Source organism: Mucilaginibacter sp. McL0603, from assembly GCF_049992945.1.
GTDB lineage: Bacteria > Bacteroidota > Bacteroidia > Sphingobacteriales > Sphingobacteriaceae > Mucilaginibacter.
The window spans coordinates 2,760,285-2,784,946 of the sequence record NZ_CP188251.1; the positions used below are offsets into that span (position 1 = coordinate 2,760,285).

Below are 24,662 nucleotides of genomic sequence, written 5' to 3' on the forward strand. Positions count from 1 at the left end.
CATATAATAGGTTGCTGATATGCAAATAGGTTTTTAATCAAAATTAATCGAATTTATCAACTGCTCTGTTTCATGAAAACTAATTATACGTTCATCAGAAATTATATCTTCTTTTCGCATTAATCTTTTTAATGTAATACCGTTTAAGGTTCTACATCGGCTTAATGCGGTATACATTTGTCCGTTTACAAATGCACCTGTTCCTGTGTCTATAATTACGTTGTCAAACGTCAAGCCTTGACTTTTATGAATTGTTACAGCCCAGGCAAGTTTGATAGGATACTGTGTAAATGTTCCTTTTAATTCTGAAATGATTCGCCCTTTAGCCTTATCATATTTATATGATCTATTTTCCCATGTATTTTTTTCTAGCAAATGAACGGTATTATCTTGCAACCTGATTTCTATAAAATCATCGGATATAAAATCAATTTTGGCAATGGTTCCATTTACCCATTTTTTAGCTAAATCGTTTTTTATAAACATAACTTGTGAATTCTTCTTTAGTTCAAGAACTTTATTTGTTGGGAATCGGTCTTCTTTAAACTCACCTGTTATCTGAGCGTCAAACCTAAATGTCGTATAAGGTAATTCCTGAATTCGCCGCAAATTTTCTCCATTTGCAATGAAATTATTGGAAGTCAGTGTGATAGTAAACTCGTCATTCTTAGGTATATATAATGGATTGGTTCTAACGTTTAATATTTCGAGTATTTCTTCATTAATATTACAAACCCGTATTTTGTCTAATATTTCTACAAATTTTAAATCTGCGCTTTGACGGTAAGATTTTTTAAATTCAAAATAATGAGGATTTAATTTTTTATAAGCTGGGGAGTCGAAAAAATATTTACTTTTAAAAATTTCAGTAAATACTATATTGTCAACTTCATCACTCGAGTCCGTTACTGGAGGTAATTGAAAAATATCACCAACAAAAATTATTTGTTTACCACCAAATATTTTGTTTGGATCACCACCGTTTATTCTTAATGAGTAATCTATAGCCTCAACGATATCAGACCTAAGCATAGATACTTCATCTATTACAATAGCTTCAATTTCTTGTATCATTTTGTACTTTTGAGAATATTTTTCAAAAGTTGTTATTTCATGGTCTTCAGGCAGAAGGGGCTTGGTTGGGAGTCTGAAAAATGAATGAATAGTTTGTCCCCCGACGTTAATTGCGGCAATACCTGTAAAGGCACACATTAATAACTTTTTTCGGGTTTTATTTGCAAAATATTGTATGAATGTTGATTTACCAGTACCAGCTTTGCCAGTAATAAAAAGGCTTTCGTTGCTTGATTCAATTTTCTTAAATAGTTGACTTATAATAGAATCACTTTCATATCCGTCGGGAAAACTACTAAATCTACTATATAAATCAGGTAGTGTTATATCGTCAAAAAGAGTTAGCTGACTTTCATCACATTCTATTCTAAGCAAATATACAATGTCCCCAAAGTTGTCTTTGTATGGATTAGCAACGACAAGATTTTGATCATAATGAGCAAGTGTCTTAAATATATAGTAACACTTGTCAGCAAACTTTTTATAGTCTGATGGACTTTTCTTTATGTGATTTTTTAACTTATCGTGGTTCAACTGAATTCCAATAAATTCTAAGAATTTGCTAAATATTTCTAAAGAATCTGATTCATCAACATTTAAATAAGAAATGTAATGTTTATTGAAATCATGAGGAAAATTAAATGGATATAAGCTGTCTTCTTTTTTTCCATAGAAGAGCTGATGGGCGTATTCACTTTTAAAAATGCCGGTTGAATTATCAACTAAGGGTGACTTTCTGAAGTTTTCAATCCATTTTCTCTCTATAATTTTTATGTTAGACATTAAAATTTGCCTTATGAGTTTTCATAAAACTAAAGTACTAATAAAAAATTCATGGGATATATTGTTTTGGTAAAGTGGGTATTGTTTTGTTTTAACCTTTTACCTCAAAATCGAGTTCCTGTTCCTCAACCAATGATCAGCCAATACTAGTGCTGCCATTGCCTCTACAATAGGTACGGCGCGTGGTACCACGCAAGGATCATGGCGACCTTTACCGGATATTTCGGCTTCGTTGCCTTTGCTGTCAATAGTGGGCTGACTTTGCATTATAGTTGCAACAGGCTTAAATGCTACCCTGAATTCGATAGGCATACCGTTGCTGATACCACCCTGTATCCCACCGGAGAAATTCGTACGGGTTTGAATATCACCTTTGGCATTTTTGATGAACAGGTCATTATGCTCCGAACCGCACATTTCGCTGCCTTCAAAGCCAGAGCCGTATTCAAAACCATGGACAGCATTAATACTTAGCATAGCTTTTCCTAACTCGGCATGCAGTTTATCAAAAACCGGATCGCCTAAGCCAACCGGGCAATTTTGAATATAGCAGCTCACTTTACCACCAACGGTATCACCCTGTTTGCGTATTGAATCAATAAATTCGATCATTTCTTCTGCTGTGGCAGGGTCTACACAGCGGACGATATTTTTTTCGCGTTCATCAATAAACTCCTGGGCGTTTTTTATCTCGACATTGGGCGCATTTATTCTACCCACGCTGCTCACATGGGCCACAATCTCTATTCCCTGTGTTTTTAACAGCAATTTAGCTAATGCACCTGCAGCCACACGTGCGGCAGTTTCACGGGCTGATGAGCGGCCGCCACCACGATGATCGCGGATGCCATATTTGGTTTGGTAGGTATAGTCAGCATGGGACGGACGGAAAACATCAACGTTATGTGTATAATCCTTAGAGCGCTGATCCTCATTAGGGATAATCATTGCAATAGGTGTTCCCGTAGTTTTACCTTCGAACACACCTGAAAGGATTTTTACAGTATCGCTTTCTTTTCGCTGTGTGGTGATCTTGGATTGCCCCGGACGACGTTTATCCAGTTCGGATTGAATATATTCCAGGTCGACATCCAATTGGGCAGGACATCCGTCAATGATCACGCCGATAGCCTCGCCATGTGACTCGCCAAAAGTTGTTATCCTGAATAATTGTCCGAATGAATTGCCTGCCATAGTATTTTTTGATGTGCAAATATGCTGATATGCAAATGTGCGGATAATTATATTTATTATTTGATGTCATTGCGAGGAACGAAGCAATCGCATGCTATACAGGGCCGATATGCAAGGTTCGCGATTGCATCGTTGCACCTTAACACCACCCGCCTTGCGCCTCGCAAAAACAAGGCGTTTTTTTCTTTCGCTTTTTCCAGCTACCTTTTCCCCCTTTAGGGGGTTAGGGGGCTAACCTCAACTTCAAATCCTACTTTCTTCAGATCTTCCCAAAATGCGGGATATGATTTTTCAACCACATTGAAATCTTCAACTTCAATTTTGGGTATGATCAGAGCCAGCGGTGCAAAGGCCATTGCCATTCGGTGATCATCATAAGTATGTATGAAAACGCTTCGCGGAATAAATTTCTCGCTGCAATCCAGCTTATAAACCTGACCTTTTTCAACTAGTTTAACGCCGATTTTAGCCAGTTCAGTTTGTAATGCCAGCACACGGTCGGTTTCCTTTATTTTCAAAGTCTCCAGTCCTGTAAATGTTGCATCGTGACCCAGAGCAGCGCACACTACAATGATAGTTTGGGCCAGGTCCGGGCATGATTTCAGGTCGAATATTTTACGGCTAAGTGGTTTGGCTTCTTTTTTTAGGTAGACACCATCATCCTTAAACTGCGAGGTGATGCCAAAGTTAGCCATGATCTCAGTGATCACGCTATCGCCCTGCAAACTGTAGGCAGTTAATCCTGGCAGAAATAATTCTGCCTCATCTGCTAAAGCAGCTATTGAATACCAATAAGATGCTGCACTCCAATCAGGCTCAACAGGCAAGGATGTTTCTCTGAATTCCTGGTGCTCAATATGAATACTATTCCCGATCCACTGATGTTGAACACCCGCCTGGCGCAACATTGCCAGGGTCATTTCTACATACGGCCTCGAGGTTAAGTCTCCTTCAATCTGCACGATCAAACCTTTAGGCAAAGTGGCTGCGATTAGCAACAACGCGGTAATATATTGACTGCTGATATCGCCCTTTATGCTGATCTTTTCTTTTTGCTGCTGTCCCAAACTGCCATTGATCCGCAGTGGGGGATAGCCCTCGTTTTCGGTATAATCAATATGTGCACCTAAGTCGCGTAAAGCATTTACCAGGATACCTATTGGTCGTTGTTTCATCCGTTCGCTGCCTGTCAGGATCACTTCTTCATCCCGGAAACTGAAATATGCAGTCAGAAAACGCATAGCCGTGCCCGCCGGGCCGATGTTTACCAGTCTTAAGTCTTGAGTCTTGAGTTCTGAGTTATTACTGTCAACTTCAGACTTATGACTTAATACATCCAACAAAGTCACCGTATCAGCAGCATCTGATATATTCTTCACCTTCACCTTTCCGTTGCTCAATGCTTCTATAATCAAAGCACGGTTGCATTCGCTTTTGGAGCCGGTAAGGTGCATAGTGCCGTTAACCGATCTGTCTTTTTTCGTAAGGATTATATTTTCCTTCATGTTTATTTTGCTACTGGGATAAGATGTAATTTTTGTCTCAAATCTCACATCTCCAAGTATCATTTATATTAAACGTGCGTCAATTTTTCCTGTGCTTGTCCTGCCTGATCTTTGTTCATGATCTCGGTTTGTTTGCGGATAGATTCACTATGGATCAACTCAAGTAATTTTTCAGCAAATTCAGGGCTCAGTTTTAAAGCTTTTGCATAAGATACCCGTTTGTTCAATATCTCATCCCAACGGTTAACTTGCAGAATGGTAATGCCGTTCTCTTTTTTGTAATTGCCAATCTTCTCAACGATCTGCATTCTTTCGGCCATTTTTTGGAACACAACGTCATCGATCTTATCGATATGGTTACGCAGTTCGGCCAATTTATCTTTTAGCTCATTGCCTTGTACATCAGGCTTACGAAGTGTCAAACGCTCAATCAGTTCAACCAAAGAAGATGGAGTAACCTGTTGTTTGGCATCTGTCCACGCAACGCTTGGGTCGATATGTGATTCGATCATCAATCCTTGCATATCCAGGTCAAGCGCTTTTTGTGCAACGTAACCCAATAATTCACGGTTACCGCAAATGTGGCTTGGGTCGTTAATAATTGGTAAGTGTGGTGCGAGTGTTTTCAGGCTGATGGCCAGGTCCCACATAGGTTCGTTACGGAAAGCAGTTTTCTCGTGTGAAGAAAAACCACGGTGGATAGCTGCCAGTTTAGTGATACCTGCATTGTTGATACGCTCCAATGCGCCTATCCATAATGACAGATCAGGGTTTACCGGGTTTTTAACCATTACAGGCACATCAACACCTCTAAGGGCATCGGCGATTTCCTGAACGGTAAACGGATTCACGGTTGAACGTGCTCCAACCCAAAGAATGTCTACACCTGCTTTTAAAGCTTCTTCAACATGTTTTGCTGTAGCTACTTCTATAGCCGTTGGCAATCCGGTTTCTTCTTTAGCGCGATTAAGCCATTCCAGTCCAATGCTGCCAATACCTTCAAATTCTCCCGGACGGGTGCGTGGTTTCCAGATACCTGCACGTAATGCAGTTACGCGACCGGTTTTTGCCAACAAATGGGCAGTTGCCACTAATTGCTCTTCTGTTTCGGCACTGCAGGGGCCTGCTATTACAAGCGGTTCTTTCCCTGTTTTTATCCAGGAACTAAGTGGCTGGATGTTTAAATCTAGTTTCATACTCTTTTTTTGTTAGTCCGGAAGTCCGTAAGTCGGCGGGTCCGTAAGTCGTTTTTAATTTTGTTAATTTAAATATTTATTTATTCTTTCGGTCTCGCGGACTTTTCCGACTTCCCGACCAAACCTATTTAACTATTTTTTTTACGTGGATGTATTTGCGTGTTATTGTTTCCTGTGCTCTTAATTTTTGCTCACGTTCGTTAGTAGCGTGTTCATCATCATGGCGTTGATACTCACCCAGGATATTAAAGTTATGTGTATATTTTAATACCTGCCGTATTGCACCATCATATTGTTTAGAATGTTCCCATTCCACGTCAACATAAAAGTTATACTCATTACGCCTTCCGATTACCGGCATAGATTGTATTTTACTCATGTTGATGTTTTGTTCAGCGAAAATTTGCAGCACTTTTGCCAGCGCACCAACCTGGTTACTTACCTGGAAACATAGTGAAGCTTTATTATTCTCCTTCTTTTCCACGTTTTCATGATGGGTTAAGATCAGGAAACGGGTGAAATTCTTTTTGTTCGATTCTATTCTGCGCTCCAATACATCCAACTGGTATAATTTAGCTGCTAACGTATTGGCAATGGCAACTGTATCGGTCAATTCTTCATCCCTGATACGTTTTGCACAAGCAGCGGTATCACTGCTCTCAACGATCTTTAAATGAGGGTATTCGTCAAAAAAGTCAACACATTGGCGTATAGCAATAGGGTGGGAGGTAACATATTTAATATCCTCGAATTTAACGCCCGGTAAAGCCATCAGGTGTAATTGTATAGGCAGATAAACTTCACCAACCACCGTGAAGCTGTAGCTCATCATCAGCGAGTAGTTGGGTAAAATACTGCCTGCAATGCTATTTTCAATAGCCATTACCAGGTAATCAGCTTCCTTATTCTGTAAAGCTTCAAATGTTTGCTTAAATGAATTGCACTCAATGGTCTGAATGTCTTCACCAAAATGCAAAAAGGCGGCCTCTTCGTGGAAGGAAGCTCTGGTACCCTGGATCGCTACTCTTGTTCTTTTTTCTTTCATAACCCTTTTAAAGCAGAAAAGTCCCGGCTTTTTGTGCCGGGACTTTTCAGTTTACTTTATATGTTTGTTAGTGCATATTAGTCCCGGCTCTTACTGGTAAAGTAAAAGTAGTAGCCATAAAAATATGCATTGTTTAACTTCATTGTTTTTGTTTATGCCGTAAATGTACATCAAAAAAATGTTCTGTCAATAGAAAATTTTATTTTTTTGAAAATAATTGATTTTAACCAAATTTTATTGGGCGAAAATCCTGTAACGCACATTCAGGTGTGGACACTTAAACGGGCGCAAGTTACATTTATCAACCACCTGCGGGATTAATCTTATAATAGGATTTGTAAGCAGCAAGCCTTTTCAGAAGATCGCTGCCTGCTTTCACTATCTCCGCCTGTTCTGATTTCCCCGCGGGCATAATAATAAAGCCGTACGGGCCTTTCCTGTCTCCCAGAACAGCATTATCCGGGTTATTTACAAATGGGCCATTTGTCGTGTCACCGCCGATGTCAGAATTATTTAAATACGGAGCATAAAACATATAATGCGGCATGCTCATGGTCATTATTTGATTATTAGGCGGCAAACCAGGGTATACGCGCATAAGCGGGGCCAGCATGTAAGAGATGCCGGACCTGGACGGCGCTTTATATATACCTTTCCTGATCCGGTCTGTTACAATGTCCCTGATCTGTTTCGCTGTATATTTTCCGGAAGCCCGCATAGCCGCCACATCCATCACTACGGTAAAAATTTTTCTGGCCCCTTCGGCATCATAACTGATGGGCGCGGCAAGGTCTTTCCTAAACTCTCCCCATTCCCATGATGTTCTTTCAATATAACAAATAAAGCCATTGTTCCCTTTCTTTGAGATGTAATATCCTTTAGTCGGATCCAGTAAATAAACAGTCGCCCCTTTTCTTAAGTGTGGCGGAAGTGAACTTAAAGCAAAGTCGCGCTCCAGGTCAGCCGGCCATTTCTCAAGTTTCGTGTCTGCTGTCTCCTGACAAAAAACCGCGTTGGGTAGCAATAAACCCAAAGAAGACAAAATTAGAATAGTAAGGAAGTATAAGCTTTTGTTGCATTTCTTCGCTAAACTGATTAAATGAATCATGATCAAAGGGAAATAGTTTTTGATACACTAAAGTTACAGCGCGAATGCATATAAAATGAGGGGCGAAAATGCCAATTTAGAGGGGCTTTTGCGACACCTGATTGTGTAAAAAAGCGTAGTGAACACTTAGTGTCCTGTAGTTGTCACTAATGCAATGATTTCTCATATTCCCTTTGCATCACTCTTGCCGTTTGTGTATGCCCATCATGGCTCCATCCGGGAGGGTTAAGGAAGTATTTGAGTTTGGTTCTAAAATCCGGTGCTTGTTTTGCATCCTGTAGCAACGCTTTCCATTCGTGAAAAAGAATATTCACAGGGCCCAGATCTTCTGGTTGTTTGGTTAAACCGTAACGGATAGGCTCAGGCAGGTTTTCTTCCCGAAAAGTTCCGAAAATCCTGTCCCAGATGATAAACATCATACCCATATTTTTATCCAGGTAGGGTATGTTTGAAGCATGATGCACCCTGTGATGTGACGGCGTAACGAATATCCATCCATACCATTTGGGCAATTTTACCTGATACCGGGTATGTACAATATTACCGTACAACTGCGTAAGCAGATACGCATATAATATATCAAGGGCATCAAATCCCATAAATGCCAGCGGCAAATAAAAGAATACTCTGTATAATGGTTCAAAAACGGTGGAGCGGAAACCGGTTGTCAGGTTAAAATGCTCTGAGGAGTGGTGGGTAACATGCATAGCCCAAAATAGTCTGCAATAATGGCCCGTGTAATGAAGCACCCAGTAAAGAAAATCCTGCACAACTACCAATATCACCCAATAAGCAATTACATTTTTAATTTCGAACAGCCTGAACTGCCAGACATAATCCAATATAAAAAAGGTCATGCCCTTAACGGAAATATTTAGAATGAAGGCGAGTATAGTAAGATAGATATTGATGAGGGTGTCGCGCTTTTCGTAAAACTTGCGATTCTCCCAATAATTAAGACCCATTTCTATAACGGTGAGCAACACCAGTAATCCTACCAGTACGCTTGCCGCCTCGCTTCTTGCGTCTAAATGCAACATTTTATAAAGCCGAATAATATCTTAAACTTTCACAAAGTTCGTCTTCTGTACAAATATTGTCAATACTGCAATGCCCGATACTTGTCAGCAACGTGCAATTTATTTTACCACTTTGGTTCTTTTTGTCTTTCAGCATAATGTTATATAACGTTTTATAACATGTTTCTGCTATTTCGTATTTTGGATATAGGCCATTGATAGTTTCGTAGATCTCGGTCAGATCAGCATCGCTAAGACCAATTTTTATATTAGAAAGCCTGGCCTCACAGATCATTCCGATAGCAATTGCCTCGCCATGTGTCAACGGGTTTTCATCATTCACTAGTGAATAAGTTTCAACAGCATGCCCGATGGTATGACCAAAATTCAGGCTTTTGCGAATGCCTTTTTCGTGCGGGTCTTCGATTACTACTTTATTTTTTATCTCGACAGACTTATAGACCAACTCAGCAGATGGTTTTTTGAGGTCACTGTTTTTTAGCTGGCTCCAGTAGCTTGCATCGCATATCAAACCGTGTTTTAACATTTCTGCAAGTCCTGATAAAATTTGTCTCGCTGGCAGTGTTTCTAAAAATGACTGCTCGATAAAAACTGCTTTGGGTTGAGTAAATGTCCCGATAATGTTTTTGATATTATCCATATCAATGCCCGTTTTGCCACCTACAGAAGCATCCACCTGTGATAATAGGGTAGTAGGTACATGAACAAAATCGATACCCCTTTTGTATGTTGAAGCTACAAATCCTCCCAGATCGCTAATAACACCACCACCCAGGTTGATAAGCAGACTTTGCCTGTCGGCACTAAAATCGATCAGCATTTTCCAAACGCCAACACAAAAATCAATATTCTTGCTTTCCTCTCCGGCGTTGATCTCGATAATATCGAAATTGTCTAGTTTGTCAATATGTTTCCTTATAATCGGCAAGCAATATTTACCCGTATTCTCATCCGTTAAAATGAAAAAGCGTGAATAATTGCCCTGGTTGATAAATTTAACCAGTTCGGTTAATGTATTTTCAAAATAAATTGGATAGCTAATGCTATTAAGTGTGTTCATAAATTATAATACATTGATTATTGTTCCCCTGAATTCAACTACGTCGCCTTTTTTTACTTTGAGGCGTTTACGATAATCCACCGCACCATTGTATTTTACTTCACCTTCGGCTACAACAATTTGCGCTTCACCGCCAGTATCAACCAGGTGGGTTGCCTTTAATAATTGTATCATGGGGATGAAATCTCCCTCTACTTTGAATTCTATCATGGGGCTGCAAAAATAAACTATTCAAAGGATAATGAGTTATTTGCTTTGCATTTTCTAATTTTGCGCCATGCTCAATAATGAAACTGTTGCTGATCCCGGCAAGGGGACGCTGTCTTTTGAAAATACAGAAATTGCTTTTCGTAATTCTTCCAACGCTGATCTGAATCGCGCTTACTGGCTGTTCAGGATGATCAATATTAACTTTTTTGTAAAAATGGGTCCGCCGGTAACCAACTTCGCTATGAAGATAGGTTTACCGATAAAAGGAATCATCAAAGCCACCATATTTAAACATTTTTGCGGCGGTGAAGACATAAACAAATGTGATGATACGATCAAAAAATTGCACAATGGCGGGGTAGGTACCATACTTGATTATTCAGTAGAGGGCGAGGATGAGGAACATATTTTTGATGCTACCCGCGATGAGATCATATTGACTATTAAGCGTGCATCAGGTGATAAGGCTGTACCGATCACTGTATTTAAAGTAACCGGCGTTGGCCGTTTTGGCTTGCTGGAGAAATTAGATGCTAAAGCACAGTTATCCGCAGAAGAAACTGCAGAATGGCAAAAAGTACAGGCCAGAGTAATGGCCATTTGTACCAAAGCCTATGAAAGCGGTGTGCCGGTAATGATTGATGCCGAAGAAACCTGGATACAGGATACCATAGATATGCTGGCGCTGGATATGATGCGCAAATTCAATAAAGAAAAGATTATTGTTTACAATACTTACCAGATGTATCGGCATGATAAGCTGGCATCATTAAAAGCCGATCATGCCATTGCAGCAAAAGAGGGTTTTATATTAGGTGCAAAACTGGTACGTGGAGCCTATATGGAAAAAGAGCGTAAACGCGCTGCCGAAATGGGTTATATCTGCCAGATACAACCTGATAAGCAATCAACTGACAAAGATTATGACGCTGCCCTGCATTTTTGTGTTGAGAATGTTAACCAGATCGCATTTGTAGCCGGGACACACAATGAAAATAGTTGTCGTTTACTTGCCGACCTGTTAAATGAAAAGAAAGTATCCCACAATCATCCTCATGTATATTTTTCACAATTGTTGGGTATGAGCGATAACCTGAGCTTCAATCTGGCTGATGCAGGATACAACGTAGCGAAATACGTTCCCTATGGCCCTGTGAAAGCTGTTTTGCCTTATTTATTCAGGCGCGCACAGGAAAATACCGCCATTGCCGGGCAAATGAGCCGTGAATTAGGTTTGATCATTAAAGAGAAAAAGCGCCGCAAAGTTTAAGTGCGTATCGCGTCAGTATCGGCAGGAGTATAGCCCAACAAGCGGCTCATAGTCAACATTTGCCCTTTATGATGGAACTCATGTGTAGTTACATGCGTGAATAATTGAAGCGGAGTTAAAGTTAAAGTAATTCCTTTTCGTGCAATGTGCTTGGTTTGTGGCTGAAGATAATCGTCGCGATACTTTTTTAAAAAATCACTCACGATCAGATCGACCTGCTCAAATATTACTTTAATTTCGGTTAAACTACTGACATCATTATTGGCATAAAAAGTTACTGATCCATCCAAGCCAAAATTATCAAGCCAACTGATATAAGTATTTGCATTATGTATCAGCAAATCACTAATGCAGTTATTATTGAAAATTTCTACCTTTTTAAAAAAGTCATCACCCATTATTTCACAATAATCGAACAGGGCGTGCCTGGCGCCTTTGATGATCTCATATTGCTGCGTCAATAATTGGTGCATTTATAGCAGTCCTTCTCTTTTAATAAAATCCTGTACAGTATCCGGCGCTTTCATCATAAATGTTTGGATACCCAATGCTTTTGCAGGCTCAAGGTTCGCGGCAATGTCATCAATAAACAAAGTTTCTTCCGCTTTCAACCCATTCTCTTTTAAGACCTTTTCGAATATAACGCTATCCGGTTTCCTTAATCCAATTAAATGAGAGTAATAGGTTTTTTCGAATAAATGATCATTGCTTTCAAACCCGAATTCATCCTTAAGGTAATTCATAATATACTCGTAATGTATAGGGTTGATATTACTTAATAAAAATGTGCGGTATTTTTTATTCAACGCCGCTAAAGTCTCATGAGTGCCTTTATCGACACCCAGGAGCAGGCTATTCCATGCAGAATCAATTTCATCATCCTGTAATTCCGGATGGCCTGATTTCTCCCTTATAAAATCCCTGAATTGGGATGCTGTAACATGCCCTTTATCAAATGCATCAAAAATTGGGTCCTGCACTCCATGACTAAAAAAAACATCCGGATTACTGATGGCTATCGAATTCCAGCCATCTTTCAGTTTTTTAAAGTCTAATAGGAAAATCACGTTCCCATAATCAAATATGATGTTTTTGATGTTTTGCATAGGTTAGTTATTTTCGGTAAATATGTCAAAAATACTCCTTTAAATACATTCTAAAATCAATAAATATTTCTCCAGTATTATTACAAAATCTCTGTGTAAATAGCATAAAAAACCAAGACATGAACTCTCAAAAAAAATCAGCTGTTTTAATACTATTCAGCGTTATCACCGCTTTACCCTTTCAATCATGGGCACAAAAAACCACAGGTTTTAAAGTGTTGAATAATTATAAGATCCCCAGCGTAGGTGGTTGGGATTATATTACCGTTGACGGTGCCAATAAACGTGTTTATGTATCGCATGGCTCACAGGTGAATGTGATCAGCACAACAGGTGATTCACTTGGTTATATACCCAAAACAACCGGTGTGCATGGTATAGCATTAGTGCAGTCCTTAGGTAAAGGATTTACCAGTAATGGCAGAACCAATTCTATAACCGTATTTGATTTGAAAACCCTTACAGCCGCAGGGGAAATAGCTTTACCAGCGAAAAACCCGGATGCTATTTTTTACGATGATTTTTCAAAGAAAATTATCACCTGTAATGGTGGCAGCCAGGATCTGACTTTTGTTGATCCGGCAACTGAAAAAGTTGTTGCTACTGTACCCTTAGGTGATAAATTGGAAACTGCAGTGTCTGATGGAAAAGGTAAAATATTTGTTAATGGAGAAGAGAGCAGTACCATATTTGTAGTAGATGCTACCACTTTTAAAGAAATTACAAGGTATAAAATTGATGGAGGCACTTCTCCTTCAGGGTTAGATATTGACCGCGAAACAAACCGCTTGTTTATCGCCTGCGGTGATAGTAAAACTATGGTTATAATGGATGCCTCGAATGGAAAGACTATCGCTAAATTTCCAATTGGCAGAACCGATGGTTTAGTGTTTGACCCTGAGTTAAAAATAGCCTATGCTTCCAACGGCGAAGGCACTATAACAGCTGTAAGAGAACTTAGTGCCGATAAATTTGAGTTTATTGAAAATATCCCAACCGAACCAGGCGCACGTACTATTGGCATCGATATGGTAACGCACCATTTGTTTTTACCAACCGCAAAATCTGAGCCTGCACCCACGCCAACAACAGATAATCCAAGGCCGCGCCCTAAACAGATCCCTGGCACGTTTCATGTAATAGAGGTAGGGAAATAGATTTTAGTTAGAATGGCTATAAATGTTGTAATTGTTGAAAGGTTCATCTCTCACAACAACTGCAACTTCTATAACCTCTACAACATTTTTTCAACCTAACAATTAGCCCCTTGCAATTTTAACTAAAAAACGTTTTTGAATTTTGGCCGTAATTCCGTAACATTGCAGCCGAAATTCAAACACGATTTCAGCGCCTATAGCTCAGTTGGTTAGAGTAGAAGACTCATAATCTTTTGGTCCCTGGTTCGAGCCCAGGTGGGCGCACGAGTAACCTATTAAACTCTGTAAATTATTGATTTACAGAGTTTTTTTGATTTTTACATATTAACTTTCAGGAAAAGCGATATAATGACTTACAGTTAGAACAGACAAAGCTAAAGTGGATTAAACTTTCTTATGATCTAATCTCAAGCTTATATCCTTTGCCACGTATAACAACAATTTTGCTGTTCGGATCAATTTCCAATTTTTTTCTGAGTTTTGATATGAACATATCCAGACTACGCCCGACAATAACTCCTTCATCTTCCCATATCTCTTTTTGCAGCCGGCTTCGCTCTATTGTCTCATTGGGAGACAACGCGAAAATGAGCAGTACACGGGTTTCAGTTCCGGTCAAGTCTATTGTTTTCCCGTTTATTATCAGCTTTCGATTCTTCGCATCGAACAACACGGCGCCTAAAGTTAACATGTCATTATACTGACAGTTAGGTAAGGCCCTCCGCGGCTTAACAGATCTCAAATAAATGAAACCAACAAATGCCAGAAATGTCAGGCTGCCCAGAAGATATCCATTCTTTGCTGTACTTATGCCCGTCGGTTTGAATTTAATGTTGATCATGTAACATGCTCTGGGTTGCTTTCTTCCTTTACATGCTACAATATCATCTTTTTTATTTCCGGATATAGCAAATCCATAGGCTACACTGGCGTTGCCACAGTTCAGAACGTTAACAACATAATCACGTGTGAGGGGGTCTTTGGCTAACAAACGCCTGGTAGTGTTCACCATGGAGTCCGGTTGAAAAGTAAGATCATTCTCAAACCTGATCTGGTATTCATTTTCTGATATCTTTTCTACCGGGAGTACTCTTGATGTACTGTCGCCCGACTGTAAAAGCAGTTCATCTCCGATCCTGCGAAGCAAAACTTCCCTTCTGACGATATCAAAGTCGTTATTGCCGGCCATACTGAAAGCCGCGCAGATCACAGAGATAAACAGAAGTATCAATGATCCAAACAGGTACTTGCGTCTCCCGGAGAGCAGGTTTAGGCTATCAAACATACTGTTTACGATTTATTTACAAAGTTTACATTTTTATTTACAATCCAAATCTCTCAAGCCGAAAAATATCAAAGTAGATTCGCTGAATCAAATAATTGTAAAGTAATAAAAAAGAAAAAATTATGAAATACGCACATGTATATGCTTTGTTACTGATGCTTGTTTTTTACACTTCCTGTAGAGGACAAAACAAAACTGATCTACCAAAAGGAACTATCAAGTCTGAAAACAAAGAGGTAATTACCTCCCACGGACCTAACCGAATCACTCGTAATATCATACAAGATAGAAAGGGCAACATTTGGATTGCTTCATGGGAGGGCATTTTTCGATACGATGGAAAATCGTTTACCAATATTACCAGTAAAGTGAGTTCGGCCCGTTTTTTTTCTGTTTTAGAAGATAGAAAAGGCAACTTGTGGTTCGGCTCTATCGGTTCAGGTGTTTATTATTATGATGGGAAGTCCTTTCAAAATTTCACAACCAGGGATGGACTTCTTAATAATGATGTTGGTAGTATTTATGAAGATAAAAAAGGCAACATCTGGTTCGGTGTTTTTGGAGGAGCAAGCCGTTACGATGGGAAATCCTTTTGGAATTATATCATAAATGGAGATGCGATGAATGAAGATCGGACAGGGAAAACTTTTCCGAATAGACCCCCTTATGAAGTCAATTCTATTATTGAAGACAAAACAGGCAAGTTTTGGTTTGCTACAAGAGGCAATACCTTCGTGTATGATGGAAAAACATTTACCGTTTTCACCCATGAGAACAAACCTTTTAAGAATGTTCGTTCTATAATCGAAGATAAAAAAGGCAATATTTGGCTTGGTGGACCTGATGGTCTTTGGTGCTATGATGGCAGTACATTTACCAATTTCACGCAGAAGTTTGTTGGCTATATTTACGAAGATAAAAAAGGCAATATTTGGACTAGTTCAGAAAGGGATAATAGCCAGGCTTGGGCTAGTTCAGAAAGTTTTAATGATCTAAGTAGGGTACTTTCTGGGTATAGTGCTAATACCGCAGCCTGGGTACTTACCCGGTATGACGGAAAGTCCCTGTCTAATAAAAAGCCAACAGTAACCGAAATAACAAATAAACCAATGATTTTCGGGATTTTAGAAGGTGATAAAGGTAGTATTTGGTTTGGCGCTGTAGATGGGGTGTATCGTTATGATGGAAGTACCATTACTAGTTTTAACGATACAGAGGCTAAAAAGTAAGGTGACCTTGCTTTCAATTGGCGACCGTATCCGATTGAGTGGGCATCGTAGTCAGGATTAAGTTGGTTCGAGAGGCGCCCCGTCGGGTTCTTTTATCAAAACTTCATTTCAAGCGCATAGAGCCACTAATCACTTCAAATCAACCATAAAGTGGTTCGAGAAATGCTCAGTTGGGTGCACAAAAGCGAATAGCCATTGGTTATTCGCTTTTGTGTAAACTATTATTTTTTACCGGTATCGGAATATCAGGCAACCTGATTACCCGGTGACTATATTTGGCATCATTTTCAGAATGGGTAACCATTATGATAGTCGCTCCGTCCTTATTCAGCTCGTTCAGTAAGTCCATAACTTCCTTGCCATTGTCATAATCTAAATTGGCTGTTGGCTCGTCTGCAAGTATCAATTTAGGTTTGTTTACCACCGCCCTTGCCAGTGCAACGCGCTGTTGCTGTCCACCCGATAATTGTTGGGGATAAGTTTTCCGGCGCTGATCGATATGCATTTTATCCAATATTTCCCCGGTCCTTTTTGCACGTACTGAAGTTGGTAAACCGGTGTAGATCATAGGAAGTTCGACATTTTCAAATACAGTCAGATCATCGATCAAATTAAAATTCTGGAATAAAAAGCCGACATTTTGCTTGCGCAGATTTGCGCGTTTACGCTCATTAAAATGAGTTACTTCAACGCCATTGAAAACATAACTTCCGCTATCAGGATCGTCAAGAAACCCTAAGATATTCAGTAGGGTTGATTTCCCGCAGCCTGATGGGCCCATGATTGCCACAAATTCGCCTTCATCAACCTCAATGGACATTTTGTTTAATGCCACGATATCCAGCTCATCGGTATGGTAGCATTTTTCGATATCAGAGATCTTTATCATATGCTTCAGATTTTAGAGGGTTAAAATCATTAAAAAGCTAAATGTTATCCTGTTTTTTTAGATCGATGCAGTAAGATAAGTAAATACTACAAATTTAGGTGAATATAATATCAAAATCACCCTTTAGGGGTGATAAAAAATGCATTGAATTCGTAAGACATTTCAGGCTGGTGCAATGAAATATCTATGCTATACATTTTAGCTCTTTTCATAAATTTTAACCACATTTTCCATTGCCAGGGACGACATAGCCATGATCGTCCATTGGGGATTGACTGTGATACTGGTTGGAAAAAGAGACGCATCTGCGACAAATACATTCTCAAAATCATCCACCTGGAATTTTTCGTTCACTACCCGCTGCCCCTTGAACTTTGATTTCGATCCGCACATGAAATTACCTCCCTGTGGATGAGCCGTAGCTAAACCCAGGTCGGTTATTCTTAGTGGGAATGAGTCTAAGCTTGAATTGAATTCCGCTATTTCCTGATCATCTAATTTTAGATCAATGCCCGGCTTTGTCGGTATAATAGCCCTGGTGCTGCCTGCCAGTTTACCAAGTTGTACCAGTGTTTTAAGCGCATATTTGATGTTTGCGACGTCAGTCTGTCCCAGTGTCCAGCTGAAGGCCTGGCCGTTTAGCAAGTCTGCTTTACGCTGTACCACCCCGTTTGCCTCTGAGCCCAATAATGCTCCGAAATTCAGCAAACGCGAATAATTACTCATAATTGAATCTCTTCGGTCGAAAAAGAAAGGGGCGCTTGATAATGCGAAAGAAGCCGGGGGATTGAAATAAGTTTCAAAGGCAGAACGCGATTGCGGGTCCAAAGCGCCCAATGTGATCTGGTCGCCATCGTAAGCTTTGATTTCTTCGTTAAATTGGAAAGCCACAGGAAATGCAAAATTGCAACTCAGTGCTTTCCCGATATTTTCATTTCCTGTCTCGCTCCGCATAAGAAAATGGCTGCTAGCTACAGCTCCACCTGCAACAATGATGGCTTTGCGCACCCTAACCCTGACGACATCGCCATTATCTGAACGAAGAATGACAGTATCCGCTTTCTTTCCGTTCTCTGATATAAAGCGGACTGCCGTCATATTTGCAACGACTTTTACGCCCCGAGCTTCAGACCAGGGAATATAGGTCTCCAGCATCGAACGCTTCCGCATCCGTTTATTTCCGAGGTTCCAGTTCCCGTCACCGTTATTGTTCAGATGGTTAACTTTTAAAGGATAATGGGTGTCAAGTTGTTGGTTCGGTTGCAGGGTACTATTGAGTTTCTTCACCGCATCTTTGAACTTGTCACTGACAACTTGATTGACCCCCTTATTTCCCAGCTCCATAATGTTTAATTCTTCAGCTATTTGTCGGTAATGTTCATCAATGGCCGAAAGGTCAATATCATAGTCTTCCTGCCAGGCCTTCCGGACTTTTTCAGGCATTTCAAAGCAAACCGCATTGTTAATTACGGTGGAACCACCGACACACTCGCCCTGCAGCATATTCATCGTAAATTGCTTGGTTTGTTGCAAGCCGCCTTCTTTGTATACCTTCTTCATCATACTGATCTCACTATCCTGGAAATCCTGCAGGGGCTGATAGCGCGTCCCCGCCTCTACAACCAGGATCTGTGTTGGATCTTTTACATTGCATGCCAGGCGGTAGGCGGCGGTTGCACCACCTGCGCCCGAACCTACAATAAGATAATCCACTTCGTCAGGAAGCGAGGGCTCACTGACAGGTGTTGTAACACGGGGTGCCACTATCTGGTTCGGAACCGTAGTAAGTGGTTTGAAATTTAACGGGTCTTTATTGTCGCGGGGCAGGTTTGCCGGTGCCTTAAATGGTGGTGGCCCCGAAGCAATGTCCCCCTGCAAACGATCCCTTGCCTCAACAGGAACATAACCGATTGCACTTTGAACATTGATATAGGAATAATTGGCAAACAGTACAATCGAATTAAGAGATAATCCAATCTGGTACGCAAAATCAGCCAGCGCGGGAACAAACATTCTTTTTCGCTCCAATTCGTTAGTCAGGAAATATTTATGCAGAAAATAACGCTGCTCTTCTCTTTCCATGGCGGAGAACGGAGGGTGCATCCCGTACAGGAAATTCAGCAGGTTCTCGAAAAGACCGAAAGGCAGGTTCATCAGGCCGCGTTTCCGTCCTCTGATGCCCCCGACATACTGGTCAATTGATTTAAGTACTGCCGTATGTTGTTTATTGTTACCGCCAAAAAATGCACCGGTCATTGCAACGATGTTAACTGCTGCAGAAGGGCTTAGCGTGTTGATTGCATAATCCACCGTGTAATACATTTTCCTAAAGGCCACCAGCAGCACAATAATACCCAGATTAAACAGGCTGAATATCACAAAATACCAGTCAACGCTAATCTTGGTTGGTGGGTTTAGCCTGGTTTGTATAAATACGCCGCCGGTTATTCCGCCAATGATCAGCCACAATAAAGCTACTGCCGCACCACAGGTCAGTGGCACGATCAGCGTATTAAAAAAGGCTTCCCTAAGCTTATTCCTTTTCACAAGGAGAAAGGAGATAATGGCAAGCGTGGCATAAAGTGTCACCGTATTCCCGATCATCGGGTCAGGATTGCCGAACACTGCCGGCAGCCCATATTTCCCATTCTTAAATACCCGCAAATAAATGATACCGACTGGTATCAATATAAACAAAATACCCAGGACCTTATAAAGATTCTGCATTAAGGTCATCGGAATAGAAAAATCGATCGGGTATTCTTCATCAGGCGCATAGATCTTTGCTTCATTCTTATATTTCAGCATAATCCAAAGGAATATGATGATCATTGCACCGTCGGTTATGGCAGATACTAACAGGAAAGAGGAATCGGTGGCATGCAGGGGTTGATAAAAATGGAATACAAGGGAGTAACAGGTAGATGCCACATGGCCGCAGAGCAATGCCCCGCAGGCATAAAACCGGAGGCTCCTATTATACGCAGCAATAAATGTCAGCATGATCATCACGGTGATCTTAAAAAAGGTATTGATAGCCAGTGCCGGGTTCGCGTAGGTCAAATCAATGAGCGATTTAATGCTGTCTGGCCAGGGTAATGAACCAGCCAGACCCAATACCAATATGCTTAAATAGGCAAGGTAGGAAAAACCAAGAATGCGCAATATATAGAATGCCGCGTCCCTTGATGGTTTCTGTATATTCTCACCCGACCACTTTTTCGGGAAAAGGTTGGTGTATTGTTCCTTAGTTGGACAATTGGCAATAATCTTGTTTTTATAGATGACCTGAGCAATGACCCTTGCTAAAAATAAACCGATTAACCCCAATAAAATGGCGTAGACAGACTGTATGCAAAATAATTTTAAAACGGGTGGGTGGATAAAAGATATTATAGATGGATCGCGGTACATCCATAAGGCTTTTTCCGGTGCTGAATAACGAAAGTGAGACTCAATGCACAGATCAAGGAAAAAATGGGGGAGGAACACCAACAGGTATATAATAACCAGTGAACTTGACTTCCTTAATAGATTAATAAGTAGCGGATAAATAAGACCGTTAATAATAAGGTCCAGGCCTATGGTGTACCAATAAGAGAAAGAAATGCCAAATAGCTTGAAACCGTTAAAATACAGGATATCACCCGGACAGATGATATAATACAGCAGCAGGGCGGTCAATACCATGTTCACAGCGATCAGGATCACATAGCTTCTGTAACCGGAAGCCTTGTCGAGTGGATCTGGGGCATCATATCCCCTGAAGTTGAATAGCTTAGGCATATAAAGGTTGGTTTTAGGTGGAAAAATCAGAAGTCCTATACGGTGTTTCATCGCGAACCACCTGGTAACCTATATTAAATGTAATTGACGGATCATGGGTATTTACCTAAGTAATTCAGGGGATCTGGACATAAAAGCACGAAATAGAATGGCTTCCTTTAATTGTTAGGTATAATTACTTATTTTTATTTAGAAGTAAAAGAAAAACATAATATTTTTTATTGCTTGTTGGTGTTGTAATGTTCTTTATATCAATTAAATAAATTGGAAATGTAAAATAATGTATATTCATATATTATTTGGTTCAGGTTGGATATCAGGCGGCGCTTTCTTTACCTGGTGCTGGGTTGTCTGGACAATCTTATCAGGATCATTGCTTTCACTTAAAACTTTGACGTATGGAATCTAAATCTATCGCCGAAATTTTTTCCACCTGGGAAAGTAAGAATGGATTTGAATTCGAATATATCGTAGATGAAAAAACATACAAGGAGCAGAAAGCCGGCTTGTTCAAACAGTTTGTCCCGGAAACCTCTGAGCCGGTTCCTTATCTATCAAATGGGGCAGACGTAATCATCATAAGTGACCTGCATATTGCCTCTGGCAGAAATGAGGCCGGGGTGTTCAAAGGCACAGAGAATTTTTTTGCCGATGAGGCCTTTGATCGGTTTGTTGGCCATCTCATCAGGTTAAAGGCAGGAAAGCCGGGGATACTGGTGATCAATGGTGATATGTTCGATTTTTTGCGGGTAACTGAATACCCGGGAAAGGTCAGGGAAATTAGCACCTCCCGCAAAATAAGAAATTTTCTGAAAGCAATACATACCACAAAACCTGTTGCGCCGGCACCCACGGAAATTCAGAATGAATTCCAGCATTGGTCTGCTGAACTGGAAAAAATCGGGATATATAAAGACGTCACAGAGCTGAGGAATAATATATCGAAGAGGGAAGAAGAGTACGGGCTGGAAACCGACGATTATAAAAGCATTTACAAGCTTATCCAGATCAGGAAAGGGCACACGATCTTCTTTAACGCGTTGGCGAAGTGGCTGCACGATGGCAATAAATTGTTAATCCTCAAGGGGAACCACGATCTGGAGATATGTATGAAGAACGTCAGGAACTATATTCGCCTGATGCTGGCAGAAACACTGATGGAATATGCCAATCAAAATGATCTCGGCGCTGTCCTTGAAAATTTCGTACTGCCACGTATTAAATTTATAGACGATGCGGTTGTGATAGACAAACTGGTTTATATAGAACATGGGCACCGTTACGACAAATTTACCATGATTTTGGACCATGCCATGATCGAACCCGCGAAACAACAGGTTAACCTGCCCTTTGGATCTTTTTTTAACCGCTATGTCATCAACAGGCTTGAACTTTATTACCCTTACCTGGATAAAGTACGCCCCGCCCGGAATATTCTACCGATGCTCATCCGGGATAATTTCCCTTTAGCTTTAAAGGTGATCTTTAACCAGCTCCCCTTTGCGCTGAGGATATTAACGACCAGGCCAAGGTATGTCTGGTTTATGTTTAACCGTGTCTTCTGGTTTTTCCTCGCGCTATTTCTCCCATTGGTCCTGGTTTTGATTTTTCGTTGGCACTGGCTTATCGCACTGATCTTTGAGCCTAAAAAGTCCGCTCAGCCAGTCTCCATTTTCACTCAATGGTTAACCAATTCGGGTAAGGCGATAGGTGTGCTTGTAGCCTCATATCTACTGACGCGGATGGTCGGCTGGTTTCAACTGACAGAACCTGACAGCCTGGCAAGTTGCGCTGGAAAACGGCTCGGAGATGAACAGTTTAAAGTCATGACGATGGGTCATACGCATAATCCGGGCGAATATATTCTTAAAAATGGCGCCAGGTTTTATAATACCGGGACTTGGATCCCGGTGATTGAAATTTCTAATGCTTCTGTCAGGGATAATTATTCTTACACCTTTCTTCATTTGAAAAACGGATTGGGTGATGAGCTCGAACCGGCAAACGGGGGCCTGTTGCAGCGCTGGAACGATGAGGCTGAACGAGTCGATCCGCAGCTTTTGATTTTAAGGAAATAGCTGCCGGGCTTTAATAATCGTTCACAGCTGAAAATAATGGATTAAATTGCAGTAAATAAATAAGCCCGGCATTATAGCCAGGCCTATTAGCGAAGCAGCTGCGCTGCTAATTATTTTGCATTTTTCTGTTCGGTAACTTCTTTACGGATATCGGTAGCACTTACTTTAAGTTGTTGCATGAGGCCACGCAGACGTGTTCCGGCAGCTTTGTTGCCTTTGTTGTAAAACGCTTCAGCGTCATTTTCAGCAGTTGCGATTAATTCCTTAAGGGCTGTGAATTTTTTCATTGTATAGTTTTATTTAAATTTTGAATGCGAAATTAATATTTTACCTGAACAACCGGCAATCTGTATCACGCGGGTCGGCGTTTCATACTTTAAGTGATTTTTGCCATTTGTTTGAAATTCAGAGAAGTAGTAGATTAAATAAATTTTATAGCAAAGGCGAAAAACAAATGGTGAGATTGGCATATTAAATGGCTTAATAAGCATATCCTGTAGCCACAATACTGTTGAAATTTGATGTAAACAAACAGGAAAATGAAAACAAGAATTTTTAAGGTATTTCTAATAAGCTTATTAGTTGCCCTGAGTGTTAAAACATATGCAAAAACTGTACCCGACAGCTTCAACCAGGTAGTATCAGATTATATTGATTGCCATATGAATTGCAATTATAAAAAGTTGCGCACGATAATGAACAATGACGCCGCTTTTAAAATACCAAGAGCCGAAGCTGTGATCGTACAGACCAAATCGGATATGGTTGACCAAATGAAAAGCAATAAGGGAGTAAAACAAGATTGCGAAGCCAGTTTTGAGGTTGTTGCAAAAAGTACTTCACTGGCAATGGTGAGGGTAGATTTTGAATACGAAAATTGCACGCAGCAAAATTTCCTTGTACTTGAAAAGAATGCTGATAAGGAATGGAAAATAACACAGGTATATAAAATATTTAATGATAAAGAGCCCGGGACAACTCCAAAGGTCATTGCAAATAATTAACACTAAAAACACTTAAGTCAACAAATCAGGAAGTCACCGCTAAGCGGTGACTTTTTTATTATTTACCCTTCTCCTGTTATTTCTTCTCTTGAGAGATATTATTTCATAAAATTCACCCCCTTAGGGGTATACGCTGCTATTTTAAGTGAGTTATCTTTGAGCTCTAAATTGGTATTAACTGATCTCCTGAACCGGGCAACCCCGTCTGTTAAATAATCAGTACCGGGTTTCTCATACGATTTACACCATATTTTATACGGAATTATTATGAAAATTAAATACATACCGATTTTCACTGAAAATATAGAGATGCAGGCAAGATTCTTTACTGACAATCTTGGGTTCGAAATATGCAGCAAAAAGAATATTTTATCAGCAGAAGAATGCATTATCGTGAAGACCAATAGTCCGGACGTTTTTATCGTGATTGCAAGGGATAACGGCTTTGATTATAGAAAATGCAGGATTGTGGTGAATACCGATGATTGTTTGAGCGACTACCATAGTTTAAAAATGGCGGGTGTAGTTTTTTATAACGAACCGTATTATTCCCCCATGGGTCTGGGGGCTGAATTTATGGATCCGTCAGGCAACCGCTGCCTGCTGATTGAAGAACGCAGTTACAATAACCCTACCTGAAGAC

The 24,662-nt window shown here is 40.3% G+C and carries 21 protein-coding genes and 1 tRNA gene; 7 read left to right on the forward strand and 15 right to left on the reverse strand.

The window, feature by feature from the left end:
- Positions 1-33: 33 nt before the first annotated feature.
- The 9 genes from ACPPVU_RS12945 to ACPPVU_RS12985 all read right to left on the reverse strand — a co-directional run bounded on the left by ACPPVU_RS12945 (position 34) and on the right by ACPPVU_RS12985 (position 10,215).
- Positions 34-1,857 (reverse strand): AAA family ATPase, encoded by a 1,824-nt coding sequence (locus ACPPVU_RS12945; protein ID WP_426672127.1) that lies wholly within the window; start codon positions 1,855-1,857, stop codon positions 34-36.
- 99 nt (positions 1,858-1,956) lie between these two features.
- Positions 1,957-3,051: a chorismate synthase gene (gene aroC, locus ACPPVU_RS12950; protein WP_426672128.1), complete on the reverse strand. Its 1,095-nt coding sequence runs from the start codon at positions 3,049-3,051 to the stop codon at positions 1,957-1,959.
- Between the two features lie 215 nt (positions 3,052-3,266).
- Complete coding sequence (gene aroA / locus ACPPVU_RS12955; protein ID WP_426672129.1) at positions 3,267-4,556, reverse strand: 3-phosphoshikimate 1-carboxyvinyltransferase; 1,290 nt, start codon at positions 4,554-4,556, stop codon at positions 3,267-3,269.
- Positions 4,557-4,624: 68 nt separating this feature from the next.
- A complete protein-coding gene (locus ACPPVU_RS12960; protein ID WP_426672130.1) occupies positions 4,625-5,752 on the reverse strand; it encodes a chorismate mutase in 1,128 nt (375 codons plus the stop codon).
- Between the two features lie 124 nt (positions 5,753-5,876).
- Positions 5,877-6,797, reverse strand: coding sequence for a prephenate dehydratase (locus ACPPVU_RS12965; RefSeq protein ID WP_426672131.1), 921 nt, complete (start codon positions 6,795-6,797; stop codon positions 5,877-5,879).
- 301 nt (positions 6,798-7,098) lie between these two features.
- Positions 7,099-7,830: a hypothetical protein gene (locus ACPPVU_RS12970; RefSeq protein WP_426672132.1), complete on the reverse strand. Its 732-nt coding sequence runs from the start codon at positions 7,828-7,830 to the stop codon at positions 7,099-7,101.
- A 221-nt stretch (positions 7,831-8,051) separates the two neighbouring features.
- Positions 8,052-8,945 (reverse strand): sterol desaturase family protein, encoded by an 894-nt coding sequence (locus ACPPVU_RS12975; protein ID WP_426672133.1) that lies wholly within the window; start codon positions 8,943-8,945, stop codon positions 8,052-8,054.
- A 1-nt stretch (position 8,946) separates the two neighbouring features.
- Positions 8,947-10,005, reverse strand: a complete 1,059-nt coding sequence (gene aroB / locus ACPPVU_RS12980) for a 3-dehydroquinate synthase (RefSeq protein ID WP_426672134.1) — start codon at positions 10,003-10,005, stop codon at positions 8,947-8,949.
- A 3-nt stretch (positions 10,006-10,008) separates the two neighbouring features.
- Complete coding sequence (locus ACPPVU_RS12985; protein ID WP_426672135.1) at positions 10,009-10,215, reverse strand: RNA-binding S4 domain-containing protein; 207 nt, start codon at positions 10,213-10,215, stop codon at positions 10,009-10,011.
- Positions 10,216-10,282: 67 nt separating this feature from the next.
- Here ACPPVU_RS12985 and ACPPVU_RS12990 point away from each other — a divergent pair, with 67 nt between their 5' ends.
- Positions 10,283-11,485 carry a proline dehydrogenase family protein gene (locus ACPPVU_RS12990; protein ID WP_426672136.1) on the forward strand — a complete coding sequence of 401 codons (1,203 nt, stop codon included), beginning with the start codon at positions 10,283-10,285 and terminating at the stop codon, positions 11,483-11,485.
- Here the strand turns inward: ACPPVU_RS12990 and ACPPVU_RS12995 are convergent.
- The gene (locus tag ACPPVU_RS12995) at positions 11,482-11,958 is read right to left on the reverse strand and encodes a DinB family protein (protein WP_426672137.1); all 477 of its coding nucleotides are present in this window, start codon (positions 11,956-11,958) and stop codon (positions 11,482-11,484) included. The genes ACPPVU_RS12990 and ACPPVU_RS12995 overlap by 4 nt on opposite strands.
- The gene (locus ACPPVU_RS13000) at positions 11,959-12,591 is read right to left on the reverse strand and encodes an HAD family hydrolase (protein ID WP_426672138.1); all 633 of its coding nucleotides are present in this window, start codon (positions 12,589-12,591) and stop codon (positions 11,959-11,961) included.
- Positions 12,592-12,710: 119 nt separating this feature from the next.
- Here ACPPVU_RS13000 and ACPPVU_RS13005 point away from each other — a divergent pair, with 119 nt between their 5' ends.
- Positions 12,711-13,748 (forward strand): YncE family protein, encoded by a 1,038-nt coding sequence (locus tag ACPPVU_RS13005; RefSeq protein ID WP_426672139.1) that lies wholly within the window; start codon positions 12,711-12,713, stop codon positions 13,746-13,748.
- Between the two features lie 190 nt (positions 13,749-13,938).
- Positions 13,939-14,012 (forward strand) — tRNA-Ile (locus ACPPVU_RS13010).
- A 130-nt stretch (positions 14,013-14,142) separates the two neighbouring features.
- Here the strand turns inward: ACPPVU_RS13010 and ACPPVU_RS13015 are convergent.
- Positions 14,143-15,033 carry a winged helix-turn-helix domain-containing protein gene (locus ACPPVU_RS13015; protein ID WP_426672140.1) on the reverse strand — a complete coding sequence of 297 codons (891 nt, stop codon included), beginning with the start codon at positions 15,031-15,033 and terminating at the stop codon, positions 14,143-14,145.
- A 122-nt stretch (positions 15,034-15,155) separates the two neighbouring features.
- On the opposite strand from ACPPVU_RS13015, the gene ACPPVU_RS13020 reads away from it, so the two are divergent.
- A complete protein-coding gene (locus tag ACPPVU_RS13020) occupies positions 15,156-16,262 on the forward strand; it encodes a ligand-binding sensor domain-containing protein (protein WP_426672141.1) in 1,107 nt (368 codons plus the stop codon).
- A 199-nt stretch (positions 16,263-16,461) separates the two neighbouring features.
- Here ACPPVU_RS13020 and ACPPVU_RS13025 read toward each other — a convergent pair whose 3' ends face one another.
- Both ACPPVU_RS13025 and ACPPVU_RS13030 read right to left on the reverse strand, forming a co-directional pair.
- Positions 16,462-17,151: an ABC transporter ATP-binding protein gene (locus ACPPVU_RS13025; protein WP_426672142.1), complete on the reverse strand. Its 690-nt coding sequence runs from the start codon at positions 17,149-17,151 to the stop codon at positions 16,462-16,464.
- Between the two features lie 198 nt (positions 17,152-17,349).
- On the reverse strand, positions 17,350-20,937 hold the full coding sequence (locus ACPPVU_RS13030) for a GMC family oxidoreductase N-terminal domain-containing protein (RefSeq protein ID WP_426672143.1): 3,588 nt from the start codon (positions 20,935-20,937) through the stop codon (positions 17,350-17,352).
- A gap of 398 nt (positions 20,938-21,335) precedes the next feature.
- Between ACPPVU_RS13030 and ACPPVU_RS13035 the strand changes: the two genes are divergently transcribed.
- Positions 21,336-23,015, forward strand: coding sequence for a hypothetical protein (locus tag ACPPVU_RS13035; RefSeq protein WP_426672144.1), 1,680 nt, complete (start codon positions 21,336-21,338; stop codon positions 23,013-23,015).
- Positions 23,016-23,125: 110 nt separating this feature from the next.
- Here the strand turns inward: ACPPVU_RS13035 and ACPPVU_RS13040 are convergent, their stop codons facing one another.
- Complete coding sequence (locus ACPPVU_RS13040) at positions 23,126-23,302, reverse strand: histone H1 (RefSeq protein ID WP_426672145.1); 177 nt, start codon at positions 23,300-23,302, stop codon at positions 23,126-23,128.
- A gap of 252 nt (positions 23,303-23,554) precedes the next feature.
- On the opposite strand from ACPPVU_RS13040, the gene ACPPVU_RS13045 reads away from it, so the two are divergent.
- Both ACPPVU_RS13045 and ACPPVU_RS13050 read left to right on the forward strand, forming a co-directional pair.
- Positions 23,555-24,019 (forward strand): nuclear transport factor 2 family protein, encoded by a 465-nt coding sequence (locus ACPPVU_RS13045; protein ID WP_426672146.1) that lies wholly within the window; start codon positions 23,555-23,557, stop codon positions 24,017-24,019.
- Positions 24,020-24,286: 267 nt separating this feature from the next.
- On the forward strand, positions 24,287-24,658 hold the full coding sequence (locus ACPPVU_RS13050; RefSeq protein WP_426672147.1) for a VOC family protein: 372 nt from the start codon (positions 24,287-24,289) through the stop codon (positions 24,656-24,658).
- The last annotated feature ends 4 nt before the right edge of the window (positions 24,659-24,662 follow it).

What these genes read in the sequence shown, in the direction of transcription:
- ACPPVU_RS12975 (WP_426672133.1), bottom strand. Translation starts at nt 8,945, where the DNA reads ATGTTGCATTTAGACGCAAGAAGCGAGGCGGCAAGCGTACTGGTAGGA.
- ACPPVU_RS12965 (WP_426672131.1), bottom strand. Translation starts at nt 6,797, where the DNA reads ATGAAAGAAAAAAGAACAAGAGTAGCGATCCAGGGTACCAGAGCTTCC.
- aroA (WP_426672129.1), bottom strand. Translation starts at nt 4,556, where the DNA reads ATGAAGGAAAATATAATCCTTACGAAAAAAGACAGATCGGTTAACGGC.
- ACPPVU_RS12995 (WP_426672137.1), bottom strand. Translation starts at nt 11,958, where the DNA reads ATGCACCAATTATTGACGCAGCAATATGAGATCATCAAAGGCGCCAGG.
- ACPPVU_RS13000 (WP_426672138.1), bottom strand. Translation starts at nt 12,591, where the DNA reads ATGCAAAACATCAAAAACATCATATTTGATTATGGGAACGTGATTTTC.
- ACPPVU_RS12945 (WP_426672127.1), bottom strand. Translation starts at nt 1,857, where the DNA reads ATGTCTAACATAAAAATTATAGAGAGAAAATGGATTGAAAACTTCAGA.
- ACPPVU_RS12985 (WP_426672135.1), bottom strand. Translation starts at nt 10,215, where the DNA reads ATGATAGAATTCAAAGTAGAGGGAGATTTCATCCCCATGATACAATTA.
- ACPPVU_RS13030 (WP_426672143.1), bottom strand. Translation starts at nt 20,937, where the DNA reads ATGCCTAAGCTATTCAACTTCAGGGGATATGATGCCCCAGATCCACTC.
- ACPPVU_RS13035 (WP_426672144.1), top strand. Translation starts at nt 21,336, where the DNA reads ATGGAATCTAAATCTATCGCCGAAATTTTTTCCACCTGGGAAAGTAAG.
- ACPPVU_RS13015 (WP_426672140.1), bottom strand. Translation starts at nt 15,033, where the DNA reads ATGTTTGATAGCCTAAACCTGCTCTCCGGGAGACGCAAGTACCTGTTT.
- ACPPVU_RS13020 (WP_426672141.1), top strand. Translation starts at nt 15,156, where the DNA reads ATGAAATACGCACATGTATATGCTTTGTTACTGATGCTTGTTTTTTAC.
- ACPPVU_RS13040 (WP_426672145.1), bottom strand. Translation starts at nt 23,302, where the DNA reads ATGAAAAAATTCACAGCCCTTAAGGAATTAATCGCAACTGCTGAAAAT.
- ACPPVU_RS12960 (WP_426672130.1), bottom strand. Translation starts at nt 5,752, where the DNA reads ATGAAACTAGATTTAAACATCCAGCCACTTAGTTCCTGGATAAAAACA.
- ACPPVU_RS13005 (WP_426672139.1), top strand. Translation starts at nt 12,711, where the DNA reads ATGAACTCTCAAAAAAAATCAGCTGTTTTAATACTATTCAGCGTTATC.
- ACPPVU_RS12990 (WP_426672136.1), top strand. Translation starts at nt 10,283, where the DNA reads ATGCTCAATAATGAAACTGTTGCTGATCCCGGCAAGGGGACGCTGTCT.
- ACPPVU_RS13025 (WP_426672142.1), bottom strand. Translation starts at nt 17,151, where the DNA reads ATGATAAAGATCTCTGATATCGAAAAATGCTACCATACCGATGAGCTG.
- aroC (WP_426672128.1), bottom strand. Translation starts at nt 3,051, where the DNA reads ATGGCAGGCAATTCATTCGGACAATTATTCAGGATAACAACTTTTGGC.
- ACPPVU_RS13045 (WP_426672146.1), top strand. Translation starts at nt 23,555, where the DNA reads ATGAAAACAAGAATTTTTAAGGTATTTCTAATAAGCTTATTAGTTGCC.
- ACPPVU_RS13050 (WP_426672147.1), top strand. Translation starts at nt 24,287, where the DNA reads ATGAAAATTAAATACATACCGATTTTCACTGAAAATATAGAGATGCAG.
- aroB (WP_426672134.1), bottom strand. Translation starts at nt 10,005, where the DNA reads ATGAACACACTTAATAGCATTAGCTATCCAATTTATTTTGAAAATACA.